This is a genomic window from Corynebacterium propinquum DSM 44285 (assembly GCF_000375525.1).
Classification (GTDB): domain Bacteria; phylum Actinomycetota; class Actinomycetes; order Mycobacteriales; family Mycobacteriaceae; genus Corynebacterium; species Corynebacterium propinquum.
The window spans coordinates 1-23,051 of sequence record NZ_AQXC01000013.1 but is presented as its reverse complement, the minus strand read 5'-3'; the positions used below and the strand labels follow the sequence as shown (position 1 = coordinate 23,051).

Below are 23,051 nucleotides of genomic sequence, written 5' to 3'. Positions count from 1 at the left end.
TGGACTCAAGAATCATGCAGACGGAATAATCACTGCCATGGCATCTTCGGCAAACCCCATCTCTGTGCTATGCATCATCGGCTCGTGCATCTCGCTGCAACTGGGATCTGCGCTGGCAGTGAAGCTTTTTGACGACGGCGGCACCTGGGGTACCTCGGCGGTGCGGCTACTCGTCGCGGCAGTGGTATTGCTGGCCATCACGCGTCCGCGGGTACGCGAATGGAACCGGCAACAATGGGCCGGGGTACTCGGACTTGGACTATCGCTGGGCCTGATGAACGGATTTTTCTACGCCGGAATTGACCTAGTACCCCTCGGCCCCGCCGTGACCATCGAATTTTTAGGACCACTGCTGCTGGCAGCATTTTTATCACGGTCTGTGCGCGACGGCATCTGCGTCGTCCTCGCCATGACCGGCATGGCACTACTGGGCCTGGATGCTTTCAACGGCAACCCACTCAACCCACTGGGCGTGGCATTCTTGCTAGGGGCAGCCTTGTTCTGGGCCATTTATATCCTGGCGAATAAAAACGCCGGTGCGCTGGTACCCGGCCAGGGCGGGTTGGCCGTGGCATTCGTCGTTGGCGGCGTCGCGATGCTACCGATGGGCGCTGGCGGCGCATGGAACCTGGTGAGCTCCACCGATACCTTGTGGTTTGCCATTGGCACCGGGATCTTGGGGTCGCTGGTGCCGTACTCCTTGGAATTGATCGCGCTGCGCGGGCTGGCGCCCAATGTCTTTTCCATTCTGATTTCCCTCGAACCCGTCTTCGCCGCATTCTTCGGGTGGCTACTACTCGCGCAAAACATCAGCACGCTGAAACTAGTAGCCATCGGCGTGGTGATCGCCGCGTCCGTAGTACAAACTGTCGGAACCGGGGGTTCTGGCGCGAATGGCGCGCCCCGGTCGAAGCTGAAAAAGCTACAGGACGTTGGCAGAAAAGTTGTGCCACGACGTCGCCAGTAGCGGCCAACGACTAGTGCACAGCCACTAGCCGCTAGCCGTTAATGCACAGCCAAGTCGACTTTTTGGAAAGCCTTCAAATCGGTGTACCCGCACTTTGCCATCGCACGACGCAAACCGCCGACCAAGTTCTGCCGCCCAAACGGATCGGACGACGGACCGTGCAACACAACTTCTAGCGGGGAATTTTTGGAAACAACCGTCGTGGGATCGAAAGCTTGATCTTCCCCAGTAACGCCCTCGCCTAGTTCAATGTCGCTATAGATTTCCACATATCCGCGCGGGAAGCTTGGGTGGCCAGCCACCGACGGCCAGAACCAACCGCCCGCGGCAGCCTCTTCGGCCTGTGCCAACAGTGGGCCGAGGACGACAGCATCAGCACCACACGCGATTGCCTTAACAATATCGCCAGCATTCGCCAGCATGCCGTCGGCAAGAATATGCACGTAACGGCCACCGGTCTCATCCAAATAATCCCGGCGCGCGGCAGCAATATCGGCGATCGCGGTGGCTTTCGGGACATTGATGCCCAACGAAATATCGTTGGTATTCACGCCGCCGCCCACGATCACGCCCGCCGCGCCCGTACGCATCAAATGCAGCGCAGTGGTGTAATCCACCGCGCCACCAGCAATGACGGGGACCTCCAACGAACCAATGAACTCCTTCAAGTTCAGCGGTTCGCCGTCGGCAGAAACATGCTCAGCAGAAATCAGCGTTCCCTGAATCACCAGGATCTCAGTGCCGGCTGCGATCACCTTGGGCGCCAATTCCCGTGCCCGCTGCGGCGACACGCGCACCGCAACGGTCACACCGGATTCCCGGACCTCAGCGATACGACGCGCCAGCAGCTCCACATCGAGTGGCAGCGCGTGCAGCTTCTGCAGATGCTCGGTAGGGTTGTCCGCCTTGGTGACGGCCTCGACAGCGCCAGCGAGGTCGTCGACACGCCCCCACAACCCTTCCGCATTGATGATGCCCAGGCCACCTTGCTTTCCCATCTCAATGATAAACTCCGGGCTCGCCAACGCATCAGAAGCATGCGAGCAGACCGGGATATCGAAGTTATAAGCGTCGATGCTCCAGGTAGTATCGACGTCCTTCGAGGAGCGGGTACGACGGGTCGGGATGATGGAAATATCCTCAAGCCCGTAGGTACGGCGCGCCTCACGGCCGATCCCTATCTCTGCATATTCGCGCACTGAATAAACCTTCCTATAACGACAAACGTTATGCGTGAGCTTCTCGAGGTAGCTCTAGCGGTAGTTCGGAGCTTCCATGGTCTGCTGCAAGTGGTGCGGGTGAGATTCCGCCAAGCCTGCCGCGGTGATCTGCACGAAGCGCTTGGTCTTCAACTCCGGGATCGACGCAGAACCGGTATATCCCATAGACGCGCGCAGACCACCGATGATCTGGTGGGTAATCGCGTCAATCTCGCCGCGGTAAGGAACCTTGCCTTCCACGCCTTCTGGCACCAGCTTGTCCTCGCTGCGCACATCGGCCTGGAAGTACCGGTCCTTGGAATACGAACGCTTCTCGCCAGTCAAGCCGCGTCCCTGCATCGCGCCCATCGAGCCCATGCCGCGGTAGCGCTTGTACTGCTTGCCGCCCACAACGACGATATCGCCCGGGGATTCCTTCGTACCGGCCAGCATGGAACCCAGCATGACGCAGTCCGCGCCAGCAGCCAGGGCCTTGGCAATATCACCGGAGTACTGCATACCGCCATCGGCGATAACCGGAATACCGGCTGGGCCAGCGACAGAGGCGGCCTCCAAGATGGCGGTGATCTGCGGTGCACCCACACCAGCAACCACGCGGGTGGTGCAAATAGAGCCCGGACCGATACCAACCTTGATGCCGTCGGCGCCCGCATCGATCATGGCCTGAGCCGCCTCGCGCGTCGCCAAGTTACCGCCCACAACATCGACGTGCGGGAAAGCCTTTTTCACATCAGAGACCATCTGCAGCACGCGGTTGTTGTGCGCATGCGCGGAATCCACCACGAGCACGTCGACGCCGGCTTGCACCAAAGCACCGGCGCGCTGGAAGGACTCATCGCCAGTACCGATACCGGCAGCAACCAGCAGGCGGCCTTCCTTGTCTTTGGAAGCGTGCGGGAACTGCTCGGTTTTCACAAAGTCCTTGACCGTGATCAGACCAACAAGCTTGTTGTCCTCGTTCACGATCGGCAGCTTTTCCACCTTGTTTTCGCTGAGCAGGCTCAGTGCTTCCTGCTTGCTGACGCCTTCCTTGGCGACCACGAGCGGGGTTGGCGTCATGACATCGCGCACTAGCCGGTGCGGGTCTGCCTCAAAGCGCATATCGCGGTTAGTGCAAATACCCACCAAATGGCCATCAGCATCAACGACCGGCAGGCCAGAAATCCGGAACCGAGCGCACAGATCATCGACCTCGGTGATTGTCATATCCGGGCGGGCGGTCACCGGGTCTGTCACCATGCCGGATTCTGAGCGCTTCACGATCTCAACCTGTTGTGCCTGCTCGTCGATCGACAGGTTACGGTGCAACACACCAATGCCGCCCTGGCGCGCCATCGCGATAGCCATGCGGGCCTCGGTGACGGTATCCATCGCGGCGGAGGCAACCGGCAGCCCCAAGTTGATGTTGCGGCTAAACCGCGAAGAAACATCAACTTCCGAGGGAATAACGTTGGATTCCGCAGGCAGCAGCAGCACGTCGTCGAATGTGAGGCCGTACAGTGCGACCTTATTTGGGTCATCGCCGCCAGTATGTACGCGTTGGTCAGTCATTCCCAAAATTCTCCTTTTCCTGCTTCCAGCTCGTCAGACCGGTAATCAGCCATAGCTAGCCGTCGAATGCAGCTATCTAGTGTCAACTCTGTAGTCACATCTCTGTATTCACATCGTAGTTGCTTTATCAGCGAAAGGGCTAGCCGGGGGAATTGAATATGAGTGGTTTTGACAATAGTCTGTGCTATGTGGACTTTGACTCGAATATGCCCCGCGACCCCTTCGCCGATGATCCGAACGATCCGGCGTCGTTCCTCGACGCTGACGAGCCCATGCCGGAGCTTTCCGACGAAGAACGCATCATGCTGGAACAGGACCTACGCATGGTACGCGGCATGGCAAAAATCCTGCCGCAATTCGGCATCGATGGCATATTTTTCATCTGCGAAGACTGCGAAGAACAGCACTACTATGACTGGGACATCATGGCCGCGAATATGCGTTCCACCCTCGACGGTGAACTAGCGCCTGTGCATGAGCCGTCCGCGCAGCCAAATACTGACCGCTACACCCCGTGGGAATACGCGGTTGGCTTTTACGACGGCTTGAACCGCAAACACCTGAACTAGTGCGCTGGACTGGTGCGCGCTATTTTGCGCATGAGCCAGCACGCATCACGCAGCCTGAGTTCTTCGGTCTCGACTTTCAGCCTGGGCATTCGGCTTCCGCCGCCCCACCGTTGGTCTAGCTTTCTGGACCAGCCGGGGCGGTGTTGTCGTTTCCAGGGCGCGATTCCTGCCCACCCTGCCCTTGGTCATTCGGGCCCTGGCTATGTGCCCCTTGCCCCTGCTGCTGTGACTGCTGCGATTCCGGCTGCGGCTGCCCAGGGGATTGCGGCTGTGGCTGTGGCGCCTGCGGGGCTTGTTCACCAGCTGATGGCCGTGGGCGTGGCTCCTGGTTCCCGCCCGGTGCAGGTTGCGGGTTTTGTTGCGAAGGTTCAACGGTCTTTGTCACGGTGACTTCTTTGGTTTCTGTCACCGTGTGCGGTTCAGACTCGCCCTCCGGCTGCGGGCGCACACGAGTCACCGTAGCCTTCGGCTTGGTGGTTTTACCCTCAGTATTCGCGGAACCGTCTTTCCCGGTTGCGCCCTCCGCAGCGCCTTTATTCTGCTTAGCTTCCTTGCGCTCACGCAGATTATCCAGCAACGTGCGAGCCTCGGCAATCAACTGACGAGTAGCATCCTCATCACCCCGGTGAGCGCTATCCTCCAGCTGCTCCAAAGTGCTGGCGAGCTCCACGCGGGCTGCTTCTTCATCATCAAACAACGATTGGTGCACGCCCCACAGCGGCGAATTCGGAGTGGCGTGATAAACGCTCACACTGCCGACGGCAAACAACGCGGTGGCTGCTGCCGCCCCCACCAGTGCACTTCCCCAGCCGAATCGTCGGCCAGCGCCGGAACCACTGCCCAGCCCACCGCCGGAACCGTGGCCGTTTGTTCGGGAGGCACGACGCGAACGACGCGCATCAGCGCGCGATAGGCGATGCCGAGAACGGCCGCCGCCAGAGTGCAGTGGCACGACGTTGTGGTCGGCGTCGGCAAGCTCAGGGGCCGCAGAAATCTCGGATTCAATTTCGGTACGCAAACCTAATAATGCGGCCGCGAGGGGATCCTGCCCCTGCGAAGGATCAATCCCTTGCGACAACTGATCCAGGAAGAAATCGTCCTTCTCCCAGTCGCGTCGGTTCACGTTCACTCCCTTGAATTCTCTTCATCCACACGCTTGCGAAGTTGAGCAAGCGCACGGTGCTGCGCCACCCGCACCGCACCAGGAGTGCTTCCCAGTGCTTGCGCTGTTTCCTCGGCCGTCATACCCACAAATACACGCATGATAATGATGTCCCGAGCTTTGTCATTTAAAGTATCGAGCATCGCGCGAACTGTGTTACAACCATCGGATTCTAATGCAGCATCTTCCGGGCTGGGATTCAGATCCGGCTCTTCCGGCATCTCCTCCGCCGGATGTAAACGGTCCTTACCCATAAAACGGTGTGCGTCGGCAACTTTATTGAAAGCAATACCGTAGACAAAAGCCATGAACGGCCGACCACGGTCGACAAATTTGTCCATCGAATTCGCCACCGCAAGGCAGACTTCTTGGGCAACGTCGTCGGCAGTTGGGGTTTTCCCACCGCCAATGCGGGCGCGACAATAGCGCAGCACCTGCGGGTGGATAATCCGCATGACATGCTGCATGGCGCGGCGATCCCCGTCTATTGCCTGGGGAACCAACCGCGCGAGTTCTTCATCAGAATCGCTCACGTCCCACATCTTTCATTGGCATCACGCTGACGTCACATTCGCGCCACACCGGCAGTGGCTGTAGTCGACGTGATCTATTTCTTGCCGTTTCTTGCTGTTTTTCTTCCGATCTATCTTATAACCGCACCAGCACACGTGTTGAATTCAGACCGGAAAATTCGCTAACTTGTTCGCCCCAAAAAATCGTGGCCAGTGCGCGGAGATAACATAACCGCCGGAAGCACCAGATAATTTTCTAGTACTCCCGGCGGCTTTCTCGTCATACGCACCCAACAGCGCTCACGCTATTTAGCATTCGCACTGTTTAGGGGCCACGGCACGACCGGCCTTTACCCGGCCATCACACAGAACGCTGTGTTATTAGCAGGCCGATTCGCGGCGCCTTAGTGATGATGGTGATGGCCGTGGCCGCCCTCGGAATCGTCAGATTCCGCAGGCTTGTCGACGACCGAAGCCTCGGTGGTCAGCACCATGCGGGCAACCGAGGAGGCGTTAACCACAGCGGAGTGCGCGACCTTGACCGGGTCGATAATACCGTTGTCGATCAAGTTGCCGTATTCCAGGTTGGCGGCATTGAAGCCTTCACCATTGGCCATCTCCGCGATGCGGGAAACAACCACGGCGCCATCCTCACCAGCATTGTGGGCAATCCAGAACGCTGGCTTGGTCAGAGCACGCGCAACCGATTCGACACCCACGCGGGCTTCGCCCTCGAACTGTTCTGCATAAGACTTCAACGTCTCGGCGATCTGCACCAGCGCGGAACCGCCGCCGGCGATCACGCCTTCCTCAACCGCAGCGCGGGCAGCGTTGATTGCGTCTTCGACGCGTAGCTTACGCTCGTTAACCTCGGTCTCGGTAGCAGCGCCAATACGGATGACAGCCACGCCACCGGACAGTTTTGCCAGGCGCTCTTCGGCCTTTTCCTTGTCCCAGGTGGAATCGGTGGATTCGATCTCACGGCGGATCTTCTCGCGACGCTCCTCCAAAGCAGCATCGGAACCGGCGCCGTCGACAAGCACGGTCTCGTCCTTCTCGACGGTGACGCGACGAGCCGAACCCAGCACTTCCAGGCCAGCCTCATGCAGGTTAACACCGATTTCTGGGTCAATCACGGTAGCATCGGTGACCACTGCCAAGTCATCCATGAACGCTTTGCGACGATCACCAAAATACGGTGCCTTGACGGCAGCGACCTTCAGCGTCTTGCGGATAGCGTTGACCACCAGCGCCTGCAGGGCTTCGCCCTCGACATCTTCGGCGACGATCAGCACCGGCTTGCCAGCCTCAGCGATCTTTTCCAGCAACGGCAAGAAATCCGGCAAGGAAGAAATCTTGTTGCGCACCAGCAGCACGTATGGATCATCCAAGACGGCCTGCTGAGTTTCCTGATCCGTCACGAAATACGGCGACAAGAATCCCTTATCGAACGCCACACCTTCGGTGACCTCAACAGACGATTCCATGGACTGCGATTCTTCCACGGTGACAACGCCGTCTTTGCCGACCTTATCCATCGCACCAGCGACCATGTCGCCAACTTCGCTGTCACGCGAGGACACTGTTGCAACCTGGGCAATTTCAGCACTGGAGTTAACCTGGGTGGCGCGCGCCTTCAGCTCTTCCACGGTCTTTTCTGCAGCCGCAGCGATACCGCGGTTGAGCTCTACTGGGTTCGCACCAGATGCCACATTGCGCAGGCCCTCAAAGATCAGGGCCTGTGCCAGCAGCGTGGCGGTGGTGGTGCCGTCACCTGCAACGTCGTTGGTTTTTACCGCAACGGATTTCACCAGCTGCGCACCGAGGTTCTCGAAAGGCTCAGACAGATCAATATCGCGGGCGATGGTCACACCGTCGTTGGTAACCAGTGGCCCGCCGAAAGCCTTATCCAGCACGACATTGCGGCCACGCGGGCCGAGGGTGACCTTAACGGTATCGGCGAGCGTGTCGACGCCTGCTTGCAGGTGCTCACGCGCCTGTTGATCAAAAGCAATGAGTTTTGCCATAGCGGCTTACTCCCCCTTACTTTTCGATGACTGCCAGCAGGTCACGAGCCGAAAGCAGCAGGTATTCCTGGCCGTCGTACTTCAACTCAGTGCCGCCGAACTTGGAGAAGATGACGGTGTCACCCTCGTTGACATCTGGCTTCACGCGCTCACCTTTGTCGTCGGTGCGGCCTGGGCCAACAGCGATGACGGTGGCTTCCTGTGGCTTTTCCTTAGCAGAATCCGGAATAACCAGGCCGGATGCCGTGGTGGTTTCTGCTTCTTTGATCTGCACCAGAACTTTGTCTTCGAGCGGTTTGATGTTTGCCACGATGATTCCTTTCGTGAAATCAGGTCCAATGCGTGCGATCATCTATGTGACCAGCACGCGAAGCTGTTATGTGCCGGTTGTGGATGTCCAGCACAGCCGTCGTCGCGGGTGAACAACTGTGGGTCAAACAACCTATTAGCACTCTACCTACCCGGGTGCTAAGTGACAACTATCTTGAGCGTAGCGTTAGCAACTTACCGCTCGCTTGCCGACGGCTAGTCTGCACCCAATTCCAGAGCCGGATCCGTCGCTATATCCCAGCTTGCAGGCTTTGCACCGTGCGCAATCTGCTGGGCTGCCGCAGCAGCGATCATCAAACCGTTATCCGTGCAATATTCAAACCGCGGAATACGCAGGGTGATGCCCGCAGAATCACAACGCCGTTGCGCCAACTCGCGCAACCGGGAATTTGCAACCACGCCGCCGCCCAGCAACAACGTGGAAGCTCCGGTGTCTTTACACGCCATGACCGCCTTTTTCGTCAGCACATCACAGACGGCTTCTTGAAACGAGGCACATAAATCTTCCGCATTAATCGATTCGCCGTTACGCTCTGCTTTTTCGACAAAGCGCGCGACGGAGGTCTTAACGCCGGAAAACGAAAAGTCATAGCGGTGCTCGCCGCGCAAGTCTTCTGCACGGGACAACCCACGGGGGAAATCGACCGTGACCTTCCCTTTCCGAGCCAGTTTGTCGATCAACGGCCCGCCGGGATAGCCCAAGCCAAGCAACCGCGAAACCTTGTCATACGCCTCACCGGCGGCGTCGTCCAGCGTCGCACCCAATTCCCGGTACTGCTGGTTCGCATCATCGACCTCCAGCAACGAGGTATGACCGCCAGATACCAGCAAGGCCACGGCGTGCGGAAGTGGTTCGCCTTCTAGATTCGCTACCGCAACATGACCAGCCAGGTGGTTCACGCCATAAAACGGCACGTCCCAGCCAGCGGCATAGGCTTTAGCACCTGCGACACCAACCAACAACGCGCCCGCCAGCCCAGGGCCTATCGTGGCAGCGACGGCATCGGGCTTGTCGATTCCGGCCTCGTCCAATGCTTGCTGCATCACCTGTGGCAGCGCCTCTAGGTGCGCGCGCGAGGCGATCTCTGGCACCACGCCACCGAAACGCGCATGCTGCTCCATGGAACTTGCCACCACATTGGCCAGCACCTCGATCCGGGGTTGGGTGTTGTGTGTTTGCCCGTCGGCACCGCTGTTACTGTTGGCCTCCGCACCCGCAGCAAATTCCTCGGTGTGCAGGCGGACGATGCCAACTCCGGTCTCATCACACGAAGATTCGATTCCAGCAATGATCATTGTGCGTCCTTAATGAGTGGTATCCAAGGCTGGCCGACGCATCGTATAGGCATCACCGCCACCCAGGTAGTAATTTTTCCGGAGCCCGAGATTCTCGAATCCATAGGCGCGATACATCGCAATGGCAGGTTCGTTATCGGTGCGTACTTCAAGAAAAATTGGCGCCCCGGTGCGGTCAGCAACGTAACAAAAATTATCCATGAGCATCCGAGCCACACCACGACGTTGCGCGCGTGGATCGACACCAATGGTATGAATTTCAAATTCCGGATCATTCTTCGGGCCTAGCTGCGCCAACCCGGCGTAACCGACCAACACGCGCGCTGCAGGTTTGCCCGGCTCTGGGCTACCCACTGCTTCTACCCCGAGATAAAACGTATGCGCAGCGGCAAATTCCGCGCGGAATTCTGCTTCGGACCACGGTCCTTCATCCGCAAATAACTCGGTTTCTAATTGCGCACACCGATGCGCGTCGGCAGCACCAAGTTCACGCAAGTGCAGCTGGTCTATATCCAGCGGGTTGGTTACAGAAGCCATCAGTTTTCTGCCCACCGCAACGCCGCAGACACCGGCTTGGCGGCTGGTTCTTTCGCATCCGGACGGCGCAAATACAGCGGAGTGAGTGGTTGTGGTACCGCCGCAAAATCCGCAACTGCCACGAGACCACGTGCACTGGGAACCGCCGGAGTGGCTTCGCCTGCTGCTAGCTTTTGCAATTTCTCCGGCAGACGCTGGGCGATTGCCGGGTGAGCAACCACCCGGTCCACATCCGGCTGCAAGGTTTCCGCTGGGCCGACATCCGGGCCTGCCACACGGCGGTTGCCAGAGTAGGTGGCCCAATATGTCTCCCGACGACGCGCGTCAGTAGCAACCAAGACGTTGCCGGAAGGCTCTCCCGTCGTAGCACCAGCGGCATCCAGCGTGTCCGTGGAATTCAGCGCATCTGTAGTGTCCAGCGTGTCCGTGGAATTCAGCGCATCTGTAGTGTCCAGCGTGTCCATGAAATGCAGTGCACGCCAAGCAATCGCGTCATGCGAGCACACCCCATAGACCGGAATACCCAAAGCATGCCCCAGGCCAGAAGCCGTAGCCATGCCCACACGCAAACCGCTGAACGGCCCCGGGCCGCAGCCGACAACCACCGCGGCGAGCTCACTGAGCTTGGTACCAGTAGATTCCAGCAACTCAAAGACCGTCGGCATGAGCAGCTCGTTGTGCGCACGCGTGTTCTCCACGGTGTTCTCGGTAGCGGCAACCGTGCCGTCGGCAAGCGTGTGTACTACACCCGTCACCAGCGTGGGCGTCGAGGTATCAATAGTGAGAACCGGGCTGGGGAAACTAGCAGACATAATTAACCAATGAAGTTCCAGGTGCCTTCTTCATCTTGTTCCAAGTGGATGATGGCTTGCGTCTGGAATGGGCCCTGCAACGGAATGGTGCAGAGATTGACGTTGTGGATGGACATCTTCTCCACGTGGTATTCGCCAGTCTCTTTCGCCAACAGCAGGTAGTTATCGTGCTTGTCGATCTCCTCATTGACCAGGTTGAAATCCGCTGGGTTCAAGCCACTAGCGAGTAATTCCTGCTCCGTGACACCTGGGCACACGAAAGTACCGGCAACCCATTCCTCGCCGAAGAGATCAGCTGGCGAAATACCAGTCGTCGACAGGCCCTGCTGGTCCACCTTGTGCAACGTGCCAGCAAAAGACTCCTTCGGCGCGGAATCGTCCTGTGCAATCGCAGCTGCCCCGACCATTGTGGCCAAGACTAGGCAAAACAGCGCGACGATGGTACCGATGATGGCTCCGCCGTTTTTCGGCATACAAGCTCCTTCAAAAAATAAAAGACAGACATGGGAGTCTGGCGTGCAGTCTGCTTCAAGGATAGCGCGTGGCCGTCACACTTCACGAACGAGGTTTTCCGGCTATGTTCCAGCGGCAGTGTTCTGCCGGTCGTCAGTGTTCAGGCGGTCGTTAATGCTCAGCCCAGCGCCAGGTGATAATGCGGGTTTCCGATTCCGGATCCTGTGCCGCGAGAGTTTCCCGGTCCAACTCCACCAACAAATAACGCCGCGTCAGCGCTTCCACCAAGCCTGCACCCCATTCCGCGACGACGACGGAGGTCTCCAAATCAGTATCAAGATCGAGTGCATCCAGCTCACCCCAAGGGTCGGCTGCAGACTCACCGAGCAATCGATAAGCATCAACATGCACCAAATCGGGGGCATCGGCACGGCGCGCCCGGTGCACACGCGCGATCGTAAACGTCGGGCTGGTCACCCGGCCGCGCACATCCATCCCCTTCGCAATGCCTTGGGTCAGCGTGGTTTTTCCAGCGCCGAGCCCGCCGGACAAAATCACCACGTCACCGGCAGCAAGCGTGGCACCAAGTTGCGCCCCAAACTCACGGGTGGCATCGGCGGTGGCGAGTTCTATCGAGCCCGGCTGCTCGAATATGTTGCCTGCCTGGGAAAATTCCGGTGTTGCGGAATCGCTCACAACTGCACTCCCCCTTCATACTCCCGCACGGTGCGCCCGCCCGGACGAGTCACGATCTCATAATTAATAGTGCCGGTGGCAATCGCCAGCTCCGTGGCAGACATGCCGCGCTCGCCAAACAACACGGCCTCGTCGCCCGGTTGCACACCCCATGGATTCTCGCCGAGATCTACCAGAATCTGGTCCATACACACACGGCCGACCTGCCGGTAACGCTTGCCAGAAATTCCCACCTCTAGGTTCCCCTGCACACTACGCGGCAAACCATCAGCGTAGCCGCACGGCACCACCGCCAGGTAGCTGTCCTGTTCTGCACTCCAGGTCAGCCCATACGACGTTGCTTCCCCCATGCTGATCGGCTTCACGTTCAGCACGTTTGCTGCCCACGTCATCGCCGGGCGCAGATCATGCTCGTAGCCGTCGGCAGGCTCCAAACCATAACAGGCAATACCCGGGCGCACCTGCTGACAATGTGCGTCAGGGAATTCCAAAGTAGCCGCCGAATTAGCAATATGGTTGACCGGGACCTCCAGCCCGGCCGCACGTGCCTGCGCAATCGCATCACGGAACTGCTCCAGCTGCGCGGCATTCGCGGGATTGTCCGGCTCGTCCGCGCACGCCAGGTGCGACATCAACCCGCGCACCGTCAAATGAGGCGCAGTTTTTGCAAGCGCAAAAGCCTGGTGCCAATCCACTGGCTCAATGCCGTTGCGGTGCATCCCGGTTTCTACCTTCAGCGTGATCGTCGCCGGGATGTTGGCGTCGGCAAGCAACCGTAAATGTGACAACGACGACGCCACCAACTGGATATCGTCGGCAAGAGCTTCTGCCACCTGGACTGCTGCATCCGGGCTGGCTGCATCCCACAACCACGCCATGATCGGCAATTCGGTTCCGAGCTCGCGCAACCGCCTGGCCTCAGCAATCGTGGCCACACCAAAAAGATCGGCACCAGCTTTTTCCATCACCGGGACCACGCGCTCCACACCATGCCCATAAGCATCAGCCTTGACGACGCACATCAGCTGCGCTTGCCCCGCCGCACGCTTCAGCACACGGACATTGTGGGCAATGGCATCCAAATCGATGCGAGTGCGCAGCATATTCATGCGTTCTGCCTTGCTCTTTTCGACGACGGCGGGTTAGTTGGCTCCGGGTAATTTAGCTCCGGGTGATGCGGCCCAGAATACTGCGGCCCAGATTTACTCCACGGTGACGGATTTTGCCAGGTTCCGCGGCTGGTCAACATCGTAGCCCTTGGCCTCGGCGACCGCGCAGGCGAAAATCTGCAGCGGTACCGTCGCCAGCAGCGGCTGCATCAGGGTCGGCGACTGCGGAATGCGGATGATGTGGTTGGCGTAATCCTCAACTGCAGTATCGCCTTCTTCGGCGATCACGATGGTTACCGCACCACGAGCACGGATTTCCTGGATATTCGAGACCACCTTGGAGTGCAGCACGTCGCGGCCGCGTGGCGATGGCACGATGACAAACACCGGCTGGCCTTCTTCTACCAAAGCGATCGGGCCATGCTTGAGCTCACCGGCAGCAAAGCCTTCCGAGTGCAAGTAGGCGATCTCTTTCAGCTTCAGCGCGCCCTCGAGCGCCACGGGGAATCCGACGTGACGGCCCAAGAACAGCACGGTGCGAGCGTCGTGCATCTTGTTCGCAATGGCCTTGACATCATCTTCGCTGTCGATAACCTGCTGAATCTTCTCCGGCATCTGACGCAGCTCGTTGAGCACGGCGTGCACCTCGTCGGAGAACATATTGCCGCGCAGCTGCGCCAGGTACAGGCCAAACAGGTAGGTCGCGGCGATCTTTGCCAGGAAGGCCTTGGTGGAAGCCACCGCGATTTCCGGGCCAGCGTGGGTGTAGAGCGCGGCATCGGATTCCCGCGGGATCGAAGAACCACGGGTATTCGAGATCGCGATGACCTTGGCACCCTGTTGGCGCGCGTGGCGCACCGCCATGAGCGTGTCCATGGTTTCTCCCGACTGCGACAACGCCACTACCAGCGTCTTTTCGTTGACAATCGGGTCGCGGTAGCGGAATTCATGGGCCAGTTCCACCTCGGTAGGGATACGGCACCAGTGCTCGATGGCATAACGCGCAACGTGGCCTGCATAGGCGGCGGTACCGCAGGCAATGACGATGATCTTGTCGACGGATTTCAGGATCGATTCATCAATCCGGACCTCGTCCAACTTAAGCTGACCATTTTCGTCGAAACGCCCCATCAGGGTATCGCGGACTGCGGCAGGCTGGTCATGGATTTCTTTGTCCATGAATGAGGCATAGCCGCCCTTTTCTGCGGATTCTGCATCCCATTCGACCTTGAATTCGCGCGGCTCGACGACGTTGCCGTCATAATCAGTGATCTCGATGTCATCAGCGGTGACGGTCACGACCTGGTCATTGTCAATGATCACGGCATCTTTGGAGTAATCAATGAAGCCGGAGACATCCGAGCCCAGGAAATTCTCGCCTTCCCCACGACCGATCAACAGTGGCGAATCGCGACGGGCAGCCACGATGCGGTCCGGCTGATCAGCATGGATTGCCAACAGGGTAAAAGCGCCCTCGAAACGGCTGGCGGTACGGCGCATAGCCTCTGCCAAGTCACCGTTCGATTCGGTAGCGAAAACGTCGGCAAGCAGGGTCCCTGCGACCTCAGTATCCGTATCGGAAACGAAGTTGTAGCCCTTATCTTTCAGTTCGCGCTTGATCTCTGCAAAGTTTTCCACGATGCCGTTGTGTACGACGGCGACTTTGCCATTACCGACCACGTGCGGGTGGGCGTTGACATCACTCGGCCCACCATGGGTAGCCCAGCGGGTGTGGCCAATGCCCAGGACAGAGTCCGGCAGTGGGCGTTTGTTCAATTCTTCCTTCAGCGAAGCAACCTTGCCGGCTTTTTTGCGCCACGCGATTTGGTCATCAGCATAGACCGCGACACCAGCAGAATCATAGCCGCGGTATTCCAGGCGGGATAGGCCTTCCATCACCACGTCTAGAGCATAAAAGTCACGGTCAGCGCCGGGGTGTCCCACATATCCAACGATTCCACACATGAGCTGGATACTACATTACGCAGAAAAATCGTGATGGGGCGCCTCTTAGTCGTCTTAGTCGTCGTCGCTATACAGGACGCTATACATTAGGCTGTTCTGTGTGAGTCTTAAAAAGCAGCTAGCAAACGTGTCCAAGCGCGGCCCGCACCGTGTGCTGGTCGGTGATTTAGATTATGCCGGCTTGCCCGGCAAGGTATATGCCCCGGCCGAAGGCAACTCTCTGCCTGCCGTTGCTTTTGGGCATGACTGGCGAATTTCGTTGAAGCACTACCGCCATACCCTGCGGCACTTGGCTAGCTGGGGCATCGTGGTGGTCGCACCTGAAACCGAAATGGGGCTGTGGCCAGACCACCGCGACTTCGCTTCCGACCTAGAGACTTCGTTGCAGATTGCCGCTGGCGTGAAACTGGGGCAAGGCAATATCACCGTCAGCCCAAACAAATTGGGTGTCATCGGCCATGGCATGGGTGGTGGTGCCGCCGTGCTTGCCGCCTTGGAAAATGAAAAAGTGCAGTGCGTCGCCGCACTCTACCCTGCACAGACTTCGCCTTCTTCGCAGGATGCGGCAAAACATATAGACAAACCAGGCCTGATCATCGGCCCAGAGGATGCCGATATTTTCTCTGCCGGTAACCCACCACAGATGGCGCAGAACTGGAAAGGGCCAGTGTGCTACCGCGCAGTTGATAACGGGAAGCAAGCGACGTTTAGCGAAGACACTGTGCGGAAGTTCTTCCTTGGCATCGGCGTGGGTAAAGCTTCTGCTGTTGAAACTGCACGTGGCCTGGTCACTGGTTTCTTGCTGCACCAGCTCAACGGTGACAAGCACTACGCTGATTTTTCTGATCCAGAAGCCGAGGGTAAAGGTTTTAGCAGTGCGACCGGCAACGAATTGGAAGAACAGCAAAAACCCTCCGGCCTGCTGGGCAAATTCGTCTAGGGCGACTGCACACTCGCTTTTAATCCGGGGCTTTTAATCTGGGCCTTTTAATCTGGGCCACGGCGTAACACCGACTTTACTTGCCGCGGCCGACTAGCCCGAGAAATATCTCGTAATTGACTCACCCCGGCGCTCCGGGCATGAGCCGGTCGCGCCGATGCACCACGCTGCTGCTGTGGTTCTGCGGCTTGCTGACTTGATTCTGAAGCGCGCTGGCCTGTCTGCTTTTGAGCTTGCTGCTCTGCTTGTTTTTCTAATTCCTGCTGGGCTTTTTCTAACTTGCTTTCGAATTCCAGCAGGCGCTTCGCTGTGCGCTCCCGGAATTTTTCTGCGAACTCTTCAAATTCCATTACCACTGTCCCATCCTGTGTGTATTTCCGGAAGCTTTCTCTGCCTCTGCCCCTGTCTCGGCCTCATGAGTCGTGTTTTCTCCACCATCATGCTCAGGACTAGCCGGTTGCTCGGGCTGAGCAGGTGCTGGTTCCGGCTGCGGAGCTTCCGGCTGAGCTGCTTGCATCGGTTCTGGTGCAGACTCTGGCTGCGGCTCCGGTGCTACCTGTGCCGGGCCAGAGTGGAACTGCTTTTTATCCACGGAATGTTCCGGCATGGGTTTTTCAATGACCTCGTCCTCTGGAACTGGTGCAGGCTCTGGTTCCGGGGCTGGCTCAGGTTCTGGTTCGGGAGCCGGTTTTTCCACTGGCTCTGGGACCGTCTTTTCCTCCGGTGGACAATCTGGTTCAGGTTCCGGTGCTGGTTGCTGCTCTGGCACCGACTTTTCTTCTGGTGGGCAATCTGGCTCCGGTTCCGGTGCCGGTTGCTGCTCTGGTGGACATTCTGGCTCTGCAGGCTGCGGTGCTGGCTGCGGTACTGGCTCAGGTTGTGGAGGTTGACAATTCAACTGCTCCCAACACTCAGCTGCAGTCTCCTGCACCAACTGCGCACCCACCATTGCCATGCCTAGGCCCGCCCGCGCGATTTGACCCACGCACGATTTAGCTACATCGCAACCAAGCTGCACCGAGCTCGCCATCTGCGTTCGCGGTGTCATATCCGGAAGCTCTGGTTCTGGCAACGACGTTTCAGGCGATGGTGGTTCGGGCATAGCTTTTTGTGGTGTCCCAGGTTCGTTTATTTCACCTGGCGGACACGGTTCCGCCACCAGCTTTTCTGCCCCTGGCTTAGTGAAATTTGGCTTTTCTGCCACCGGTGTAGTCTGCGAACTAGCTTCTCCAAACTTGGCTTGTGTTTGCGACTGTGGCTGAGACTGAGGCTGTGACGGTGGCTGTGGGTGAGCGGACTCATTCGCAGGCAGCGGCCCACCCACCGGCTTTTCCACACCCGGTGGACACTCAACCGGTTTGTCCCCGCCACCTTGTCCATCGCCTGAAGCATCGGGTACGTGCTCTGGTGGATCCACCAATTCTTTGTCACAGAGTTGCTCGCACCGACGCAAAAATTCTTCATAACAGCCACAAATGGCGTCGTCACGATCACCAACCGTGCGCATGAAGTTCGACACCGCCGGTTCAATCACCATGCTCGCCAGCGTGCCCACCATGCCAGTAAACCGCATAATCGGGTGCACACGCACCAACCGTGTTACCAACTGCACGATCGGGATCGCCGAACCCAAAATCTCGCTGAGACCAATCTCCGAGCTATCACGAATATCATCCACGGCACGACCGCAAGCTTGGGCACCATCAGCAAATTCTTGGCCCGCCACTTGATCTTCTTCATGATCACGCTGGAAACGGCGCAGCACTGCTTCCATCCCACCGCCGGCAAGCTGCATCCCAGGACCAGACGACAAGATATCCAGGACAAAGCCGAAGCCATCGCCCTTATCGCGTCGCGCACCAGAAGCCGCCGAAGATTGCGCAATAAGCTGCGCAGAATCCAACCCGTCCACACGGCCAGCGGCTTCCCGCATGGTCTCGATGACTCCCGCTGGCGGCAGGTAACTGCCACCGGAGACAACAGCGAGTTCGGCCAAGCACTGCTGAAAATCATTTAATAAGCGGTTGATTGCGATACTCATCAAACCCGCCCAACCTGCTGCGCGCCGAACGACGCCGCATTGTGATCATCACGGACGCAGAAATTATCGCATTCTGTAATCCCCGATTGTGCAGTCTGTTGACGTCGCTGGATCCGTGCACTGCCCTGGGAATGCACTGCTTCTAGTGCTGCGGCAATGCGCGCGCCGTAATGGCTAAACCCCTGCCCAGCAGCGTGGGCTGGATACACCGGCCGGTCGGCAGCATGCGCATGCTGGTGCGCATCATCAGCTTGCACTACGTGGCGGAATCCCTCGCGCAATGCCGCATAATCAAAATCGACATCGGACATGAAAAACCGCACCTCCTTTTCTCCACTGCGTATTCAGAGCCAATCTTCATGAGTTTTCGGCTCCTGGAAACGAGAAGAATCGTCACACGTTTTCTCTCGCCCGTATTGGACTATGGATCGAGGGGTGCGGTTCCCGATAAGACAAAATTAAGGCGAAAATTATCCGCCGTACCGGGAATCTGTAGAGAAGTTCGAGAATGAATCTAGACAGCAGAAACCACAGCGGCCAGTTGACCAGCGACCTTCCGCGCAGTTTCTTCTTGTTCGGCTTCTACCATCACGCGGAATAATTCCTCGGTGCCAGAAGGCCGCAACAGCACGCGCCCACCATTGCCCAAATCCTCTTCAGCCTTGGCAATAGCCGCGCGCACGTCGTCGTTGTCCATGATCACGGATTTATCCGAGACCGGAACACTGATCAACACCTGTGGAAGCACGGTCATAACCCCGGCAAGTTCTTGTAAAGACTTGCCGGTTTTCGCCATCTGCGACATCAGCAATAAACCAGTCAGCGTGCCATCACCTGTGGTGCAGTGTTCTGGCAGCACGATATGGCCGGATTGCTCTCCGCCCAAGCTGAAGCCGCCGTCATGCAGCGCTTCCACGACGTAACGGTCGCCTACTTTGGTTTGAATCATCTCAATGTCTTGTTCTTGCATAGCCAGGCTCAGGCCAAGGTTCGACATGACCGTAGCCACCAGCGTGTTGTGGCGCAGATCAGAATCGTTTTTCATGCCGACGGCCAAAATTGCCATGATCTGGTCACCGTCGACGACGTTGCCTTCTGCATCAACGGCCAGGCAGCGGTCGGCATCCCCGTCGTGCGACAAAGCGAGGTCCGCCCCGTATTCCCGCACGGCTGCTTGTGCCTTCTCAATGTGTGTGGATCCGCAGTCATCGTTGATGTTGTAGGCATTGGGAGCGTTATAGATCGCATCAACGCGAGCACCTGCCGCCGCATAGGCTTCCGGGGCAATCTTCGACGCAGCACCATTCGCGCAGTCGACGACGACGTGCAGGCCGGTAAGATCCGTCGAACAGACTTCCTGCAAATGCTTCAGGTAGCGTTCATGCGCATCTGGGGATTCTTCCACCACACGCCCGATGGCAGAACCGGTTGGGCCTGATTCTTCCAGCACATTCATGCGGGCTTCAATTTCGTCTTCCACGTGATCCGGCAGCTTACGCCCACCAGAGGAGAAAAATTTGATGCCATTATCCGGCATCGGGTTGTGCGAAGCAGAAATCATCACGCCCATATCCGCGCCGTAGTCGTCGGTAAGAAACGCCACTGCCGGTGTGGGCAGCACGCCGACGCGCAACACATCCACACCACGGGAAGCCATGCCTGCCGCCATCGCCGCAGCGAGCATTTCTCCGGAAACCCGGGGGTCACGGCCAATGATGGCGGTCGGACGGCGCCCTTGCCGGTCGCGTTGTGAAGTCAGTACTTCCGCAGCTGCTGCACCCAAACGAAGAGCCAGCGGAGCTGTGAGCACCTCATTGGCATGGCCACGGACACCATCGGTTCCAAATAGACGAGTCATGCCTTCAATTATGCACCCTTCCCTAATGCGTTTGTTCAGTTGTTCAGTATGCGCGCATCCAGCCAGGATCCCTGTGCAGTACGGGCGTACTGCTGGAGTAGCCTATAAGCCATGAATTCCTCCTCCAGCTCCGCCGGGAGACCTGACCAGGCCGCGGCAGGCACACAGCAGCTCACCCGAAGCCAACGGCTTGATCAACTGCCTTTGACGCGCGCGCACGGAAAATTGCTCGGGGGCACCGGTATCGGTTGGGCACTCGATGCCATGGATGTTGGTCTGATCTCGTTTGTGATGGCCGCCCTCGTCGCCCAGTGGGGGCTATCGCCTGGGCAAGCATCGTGGTTAGGCTCCATCGGGTTTGTGGGGATGGCCATTGGCGCTACGCTCGGCGGATTGCTGGCGGATAAATTTGGCCGACGGCAAGTCTTTGCCGCCACGCTATTGATTTATGGCTTGGCGACGGGCGCGTCTGCCCTGGCTGGTTCGCTGGCGGTGTTGATCGTTTTGCGTTTTATCGTCGGAGTCGGTCTGGGTGCGGAACTGCCTGTGGCCTCGACATACGTGGCCGAATTCGCACCGCGTTCTATCCGCGGGCGCATGGTGGTGATCCTGGAAGCTTTCTGGGCCGTGGGCTGGATTCTTGCCGCGGTGATCGGCACATTTGTGGTGGCTTCTGGCGACAACGGGTGGCGTTGGGCACTGGCGTTAGGATGCATCCCAGCCATCTATGGTCTGGCAATCCGCATGGCGCTGCCAGAATCCGTGCGCTACTTGGAAAGCCGCGGGAAAACACGCGAGGCCGAAAAAGTAGTGCAGGAATTTGAAGATTCACCACGGCTGAAATGGCAAGCCAAACGCTTGCCCAAGCGTACCGACGAGGTGCAAGAAACAGCCGGGGTGCGGGGTGGAAAATCCATTTGGTCGCCATCTTTGCGATCGCGTACCCGTAACCTATGGATCATCTGGTTCTGCATCAACTTGTCGTATTACGGCGCCTTTATTTGGATTCCGTCACTGCTTCATGAGCAAGGCTTTAGCCTGGTGAAATCTTTCGGATTCACGCTGATTATCACCCTGGCACAACTTCCCGGATATGCGGTAGCGGCGTGGTTGATTGAGCGCTGGGGCCGACGGGCAACCTTGGCGACGTTTTTAGCGGGTTCTGCAGCAGCAGCTGGGTTGTATGGTTTCAGCTCTACCGAAGCGACGATCATTATCGCTGGATGCTTGCTCAGTTTCTTTAACTTGGGTGCCTGGGGCGCGCTGTACGCGATTGGGCCGGAACTCTACCCGACGGCGCTGCGCGGTACAGGAACTGGTGCCGCTGCTGGGTTCGGCCGCCTGGCATCGATCCTAGCTCCGTTGTTGGTGCCGGTTGTTTTGAATCTCGGCGGGCAAGGCTTATTATTCGCGGTGTTCGGGGTGAGCTTCGCGATCGCTGCCGTTGCTGCATTCCAGCTCCCGGAGCAAAAAGGTACGCAGCTGCGGTGATTAAATTAAAGAATGTTGGATAAAATGTGGTTCCCCCTGTTAGTCGTAGCGAGTGCAGCAATACTGTCTGGTAGTGCCGCGTATTCTGCAGGGAGACACAACCCGAAGCACCCATCGGTAAAAAGACCATCAAAAATAGGCGTATGTTCATTTTGCCTAGCTACGATTTTTTACCTGATTTCAGCGTTTTACCTCCTCCAAGGACATATGGCGCCCGCAATAGGCCTTGGTTTCGCGGGACTAGTGACTTTTACAATTGGCTACGGCGCGACAAACTGAAGTGTCCCAGGTTTTGTTCCGTTTGGGTAAATGGGAAAATCTTCGAACATGCCCAAAAAATTTGACCAGGAAGCGAAGGACCGAGTCGTCCGCGTGGTAGAAGATCGCATCCTGGCGGAGAATATTTCGATGCAGGAAGCGTGCAAGTTCGTGGCACCCAAACTGGGCGTTTCGTGGCACACAGCTAGGCAATGGACGCAGCAGGCTCGCCGTGATGGTCTTACTCGCGAACACCAGCCAGAAGACTTAGTCGCTGAAGTTGCCAAGCTGCGCCGTGAAAATCAGGAGCTACGAGACACCAACGAATTGCTCAAGGCTGCATCGGCTTTTTCGCATCCGAACTCGACCCAAAACCTCGGTTATGATCCGCTTCATCGATGAGCATCGGAATCGTTTCTCAATCGAGTTCATCTGCCAGACGTTAAACACGCATCGCGAAGGCGGTTTTCTTAGCTCGCGTGGATACCGCCAATCCAAGGCCAGGGGCTTAAGCTCCCGCGCTCTTCGCGACGCTGCCCTTGTAGAGCATTTCCGCGAGGTTCATTCCGAAAGCTACAGCGTCTACGGGGTGCGGAAGAAGTGGCGCGTGCTGCAACACCAGGGCATTGACATTGGACGCGAGCAAACAGCCCGGCTGATGCGCAGTGCAGGTCTGTCCGGCAAGGGCAAAGGTGAGGCACCAATCACAACGCGCAAACCCAAGGGCCCGGATCTTCGCCCTGACTTGGTCAATCGTGAGTTTAAGGCCCTGGCCCTAATCGGCTGTGGGTGGCTGATATTACCTACGTGCGAACCCGGAAAGGCTTTGTGTACACCGCTTTCGTCACGGATGTGTTCTCCCGGAGGATCGCCGGATGGGCACTGTCGGATTCGATGCGCACTTCAAGCCTTGCCGCTGCAGGCGTTGAACCAGGCAATCGTGTGCGCCAAGGAAACAACGGGCTTGATTCACCATTGTGACCACGGCTCACAAGGTGGATTCAATTGGTTGTCGCAACACCCTGAGCATGGAGGTATGAGAAGGTGGCTACCAAGGACTGGAGTAAGAAGACCAGTGATATGCCGGTGGGGGTGCGGCGTCAGTGGCGTGCGGATCGGGCGTTGCGGCCTGCGATGCGTTCCCCGGGTAGGCCGGTTCCGTCACGGGCAGTGCAACGCCAGTTCTGGGGTCTGATCGCGACGGGAATCACCACTGCGCAGGCCGCCCTTCAGGTGGGGGTGTCCGTACCGGTGGGA

The 23,051-nt window shown here is 58.0% G+C and carries 22 protein-coding genes and 3 pseudogenes; 8 read left to right on the top strand and 17 right to left on the bottom strand.

What is annotated here, in order from left to right; all coding sequences use genetic code 11:
• Window positions 1-37 precede the first annotated feature (37 nt).
• Window positions 38-967, top strand: a complete 930-nt coding sequence (locus B142_RS0110465) for an EamA family transporter (protein WP_018121500.1) — start codon at window positions 38-40, stop codon at window positions 965-967.
• Window positions 968-1,005: 38 nt separating this feature from the next.
• Here the strand turns inward: B142_RS0110465 and B142_RS0110460 are convergent, their stop codons facing one another.
• Both B142_RS0110460 and guaB read right to left on the bottom strand, forming a co-directional pair.
• Entirely contained in the window at window positions 1,006-2,166 is a 1,161-nt protein-coding gene (locus tag B142_RS0110460; RefSeq protein ID WP_018121499.1) for a GuaB3 family IMP dehydrogenase-related protein, read from the bottom strand.
• A gap of 54 nt (window positions 2,167-2,220) precedes the next feature.
• Window positions 2,221-3,738 carry an IMP dehydrogenase gene (guaB, locus tag B142_RS0110455; protein WP_018121498.1) on the bottom strand — a complete coding sequence of 506 codons (1,518 nt, stop codon included), beginning with the start codon at window positions 3,736-3,738 and terminating at the stop codon, window positions 2,221-2,223.
• A gap of 158 nt (window positions 3,739-3,896) precedes the next feature.
• On the opposite strand from guaB, the gene B142_RS0110450 reads away from it, so the two are divergent.
• Window positions 3,897-4,307, top strand: a complete 411-nt coding sequence (locus B142_RS0110450) for a DUF5319 domain-containing protein (RefSeq protein WP_018121497.1) — start codon at window positions 3,897-3,899, stop codon at window positions 4,305-4,307.
• Window positions 4,308-4,422: 115 nt separating this feature from the next.
• On the opposite strand, the gene B142_RS12610 is transcribed toward B142_RS0110450, so the two are convergent.
• From B142_RS12610 to glmS, 11 genes are all read right to left on the bottom strand, one after another.
• On the bottom strand, window positions 4,423-5,430 hold the full coding sequence (locus B142_RS12610) for a hypothetical protein (RefSeq protein ID WP_126844041.1): 1,008 nt from the start codon (window positions 5,428-5,430) through the stop codon (window positions 4,423-4,425).
• A 2-nt stretch (window positions 5,431-5,432) separates the two neighbouring features.
• The gene (locus B142_RS0110435; RefSeq protein ID WP_018121494.1) at window positions 5,433-6,011 is read right to left on the bottom strand and encodes a sigma-70 family RNA polymerase sigma factor; all 579 of its coding nucleotides are present in this window, start codon (window positions 6,009-6,011) and stop codon (window positions 5,433-5,435) included.
• A 374-nt stretch (window positions 6,012-6,385) separates the two neighbouring features.
• Entirely contained in the window at window positions 6,386-8,008 is a 1,623-nt protein-coding gene (gene groL, locus B142_RS0110430) for a chaperonin GroEL (RefSeq protein ID WP_018121493.1), read from the bottom strand.
• Window positions 8,009-8,024: 16 nt separating this feature from the next.
• On the bottom strand, window positions 8,025-8,324 hold the full coding sequence (gene groES, locus B142_RS0110425; RefSeq protein ID WP_126844147.1) for a co-chaperone GroES: 300 nt from the start codon (window positions 8,322-8,324) through the stop codon (window positions 8,025-8,027).
• A gap of 209 nt (window positions 8,325-8,533) precedes the next feature.
• The gene (gene tsaD, locus B142_RS0110420) at window positions 8,534-9,634 is read right to left on the bottom strand and encodes a tRNA (adenosine(37)-N6)-threonylcarbamoyltransferase complex transferase subunit TsaD (protein ID WP_018121491.1); all 1,101 of its coding nucleotides are present in this window, start codon (window positions 9,632-9,634) and stop codon (window positions 8,534-8,536) included.
• A 9-nt stretch (window positions 9,635-9,643) separates the two neighbouring features.
• On the bottom strand, window positions 9,644-10,135 hold the full coding sequence (gene rimI / locus B142_RS0110415; protein ID WP_026168073.1) for a ribosomal protein S18-alanine N-acetyltransferase: 492 nt from the start codon (window positions 10,133-10,135) through the stop codon (window positions 9,644-9,646).
• Between the two features lie 35 nt (window positions 10,136-10,170).
• The gene (tsaB, locus tag B142_RS0110410) at window positions 10,171-10,983 is read right to left on the bottom strand and encodes a tRNA (adenosine(37)-N6)-threonylcarbamoyltransferase complex dimerization subunit type 1 TsaB (protein ID WP_018121489.1); all 813 of its coding nucleotides are present in this window, start codon (window positions 10,981-10,983) and stop codon (window positions 10,171-10,173) included.
• A 2-nt stretch (window positions 10,984-10,985) separates the two neighbouring features.
• The gene (locus B142_RS0110405; protein ID WP_018121488.1) at window positions 10,986-11,456 is read right to left on the bottom strand and encodes a hypothetical protein; all 471 of its coding nucleotides are present in this window, start codon (window positions 11,454-11,456) and stop codon (window positions 10,986-10,988) included.
• Between the two features lie 151 nt (window positions 11,457-11,607).
• A complete protein-coding gene (gene tsaE / locus B142_RS0110400; protein WP_018121487.1) occupies window positions 11,608-12,132 on the bottom strand; it encodes a tRNA (adenosine(37)-N6)-threonylcarbamoyltransferase complex ATPase subunit type 1 TsaE in 525 nt (174 codons plus the stop codon).
• Window positions 12,129-13,241 (bottom strand): alanine racemase, encoded by a 1,113-nt coding sequence (gene alr, locus B142_RS0110395; RefSeq protein ID WP_018121486.1) that lies wholly within the window; start codon window positions 13,239-13,241, stop codon window positions 12,129-12,131. Before alr ends, tsaE begins: the two co-directional genes overlap by 4 nt.
• A 93-nt stretch (window positions 13,242-13,334) precedes the next feature.
• Complete coding sequence (gene glmS, locus B142_RS0110390) at window positions 13,335-15,206, bottom strand: glutamine--fructose-6-phosphate transaminase (isomerizing) (RefSeq protein WP_026168070.1); 1,872 nt, start codon at window positions 15,204-15,206, stop codon at window positions 13,335-13,337.
• Window positions 15,207-15,306: 100 nt separating this feature from the next.
• On the opposite strand from glmS, the gene B142_RS0110385 reads away from it, so the two are divergent.
• A complete protein-coding gene (locus tag B142_RS0110385; protein WP_039734291.1) occupies window positions 15,307-16,146 on the top strand; it encodes a dienelactone hydrolase family protein in 840 nt (279 codons plus the stop codon).
• A gap of 47 nt (window positions 16,147-16,193) precedes the next feature.
• Here the strand turns inward: B142_RS0110385 and B142_RS12605 are convergent, their stop codons facing one another.
• The 4 genes from B142_RS12605 to glmM form a co-directional block, all read right to left on the bottom strand.
• Window positions 16,194-16,496, bottom strand: coding sequence for a hypothetical protein (locus tag B142_RS12605; protein WP_018121483.1), 303 nt, complete (start codon window positions 16,494-16,496; stop codon window positions 16,194-16,196).
• Window positions 16,496-18,187, bottom strand: coding sequence for a hypothetical protein (locus B142_RS13045; RefSeq protein ID WP_018121482.1), 1,692 nt, complete (start codon window positions 18,185-18,187; stop codon window positions 16,496-16,498). The genes B142_RS12605 and B142_RS13045 overlap by 1 nt, the downstream gene beginning before the upstream one ends.
• Window positions 18,187-18,498 carry a hypothetical protein gene (locus B142_RS12595; protein ID WP_018121481.1) on the bottom strand — a complete coding sequence of 104 codons (312 nt, stop codon included), beginning with the start codon at window positions 18,496-18,498 and terminating at the stop codon, window positions 18,187-18,189. Before B142_RS12595 ends, B142_RS13045 begins: the two co-directional genes overlap by 1 nt.
• A 203-nt stretch (window positions 18,499-18,701) precedes the next feature.
• Complete coding sequence (gene glmM, locus B142_RS0110365; protein WP_018121480.1) at window positions 18,702-20,045, bottom strand: phosphoglucosamine mutase; 1,344 nt, start codon at window positions 20,043-20,045, stop codon at window positions 18,702-18,704.
• A gap of 111 nt (window positions 20,046-20,156) precedes the next feature.
• On the opposite strand from glmM, the gene B142_RS0110360 reads away from it, so the two are divergent.
• From B142_RS0110360 to B142_RS12585, 5 genes and pseudogenes are all read left to right on the top strand, one after another.
• Complete coding sequence (locus tag B142_RS0110360) at window positions 20,157-21,536, top strand: MFS transporter (protein ID WP_018121479.1); 1,380 nt, start codon at window positions 20,157-20,159, stop codon at window positions 21,534-21,536.
• 301 nt (window positions 21,537-21,837) lie between these two features.
• Window positions 21,838-22,196: pseudogene (locus tag B142_RS14095) on the top strand (transposase).
• Window positions 22,177-22,419, top strand: a pseudogene (locus B142_RS14300) (IS3-like element IS3501 family transposase); the annotation flags it as partial. The pseudogenes B142_RS14095 and B142_RS14300, both read left to right, overlap by 20 nt.
• 164 nt (window positions 22,420-22,583) lie before the next feature.
• On the top strand, window positions 22,584-22,775 hold the full coding sequence (locus B142_RS13770; protein ID WP_161796699.1) for a DDE-type integrase/transposase/recombinase: 192 nt from the start codon (window positions 22,584-22,586) through the stop codon (window positions 22,773-22,775).
• Window positions 22,776-22,874: 99 nt separating this feature from the next.
• A pseudogene (locus B142_RS12585) lies at window positions 22,875-23,051 on the top strand (IS30 family transposase); the annotation flags it as partial.

What these genes read in the sequence shown, in the direction of transcription:
- B142_RS0110465 (WP_018121500.1), top strand. Translation starts at nt 38, where the DNA reads ATGGCATCTTCGGCAAACCCCATCTCTGTGCTATGCATCATCGGCTCG.
- guaB (WP_018121498.1), bottom strand. Translation starts at nt 3,738, where the DNA reads ATGACTGACCAACGCGTACATACTGGCGGCGATGACCCAAATAAGGTC.
- B142_RS0110450 (WP_018121497.1), top strand. Translation starts at nt 3,897, where the DNA reads ATGAGTGGTTTTGACAATAGTCTGTGCTATGTGGACTTTGACTCGAAT.
- B142_RS0110435 (WP_018121494.1), bottom strand. Translation starts at nt 6,011, where the DNA reads ATGTGGGACGTGAGCGATTCTGATGAAGAACTCGCGCGGTTGGTTCCC.
- groL (WP_018121493.1), bottom strand. Translation starts at nt 8,008, where the DNA reads ATGGCAAAACTCATTGCTTTTGATCAACAGGCGCGTGAGCACCTGCAA.
- tsaD (WP_018121491.1), bottom strand. Translation starts at nt 9,634, where the DNA reads ATGATCATTGCTGGAATCGAATCTTCGTGTGATGAGACCGGAGTTGGC.
- tsaB (WP_018121489.1), bottom strand. Translation starts at nt 10,983, where the DNA reads ATGTCTGCTAGTTTCCCCAGCCCGGTTCTCACTATTGATACCTCGACG.
- B142_RS0110405 (WP_018121488.1), bottom strand. Translation starts at nt 11,456, where the DNA reads ATGCCGAAAAACGGCGGAGCCATCATCGGTACCATCGTCGCGCTGTTT.
- alr (WP_018121486.1), bottom strand. Translation starts at nt 13,241, where the DNA reads ATGAATATGCTGCGCACTCGCATCGATTTGGATGCCATTGCCCACAAT.
- glmS (WP_026168070.1), bottom strand. Translation starts at nt 15,206, where the DNA reads ATGTGTGGAATCGTTGGATATGTGGGACACCCCGGCGCTGACCGTGAC.
- B142_RS12605 (WP_018121483.1), bottom strand. Translation starts at nt 16,496, where the DNA reads ATGGAATTTGAAGAGTTCGCAGAAAAATTCCGGGAGCGCACAGCGAAG.
- B142_RS13045 (WP_018121482.1), bottom strand. Translation starts at nt 18,187, where the DNA reads ATGAGTATCGCAATCAACCGCTTATTAAATGATTTTCAGCAGTGCTTG.
- B142_RS12595 (WP_018121481.1), bottom strand. Translation starts at nt 18,498, where the DNA reads ATGTCCGATGTCGATTTTGATTATGCGGCATTGCGCGAGGGATTCCGC.
- glmM (WP_018121480.1), bottom strand. Translation starts at nt 20,045, where the DNA reads ATGACTCGTCTATTTGGAACCGATGGTGTCCGTGGCCATGCCAATGAG.
- B142_RS0110360 (WP_018121479.1), top strand. Translation starts at nt 20,157, where the DNA reads ATGAATTCCTCCTCCAGCTCCGCCGGGAGACCTGACCAGGCCGCGGCA.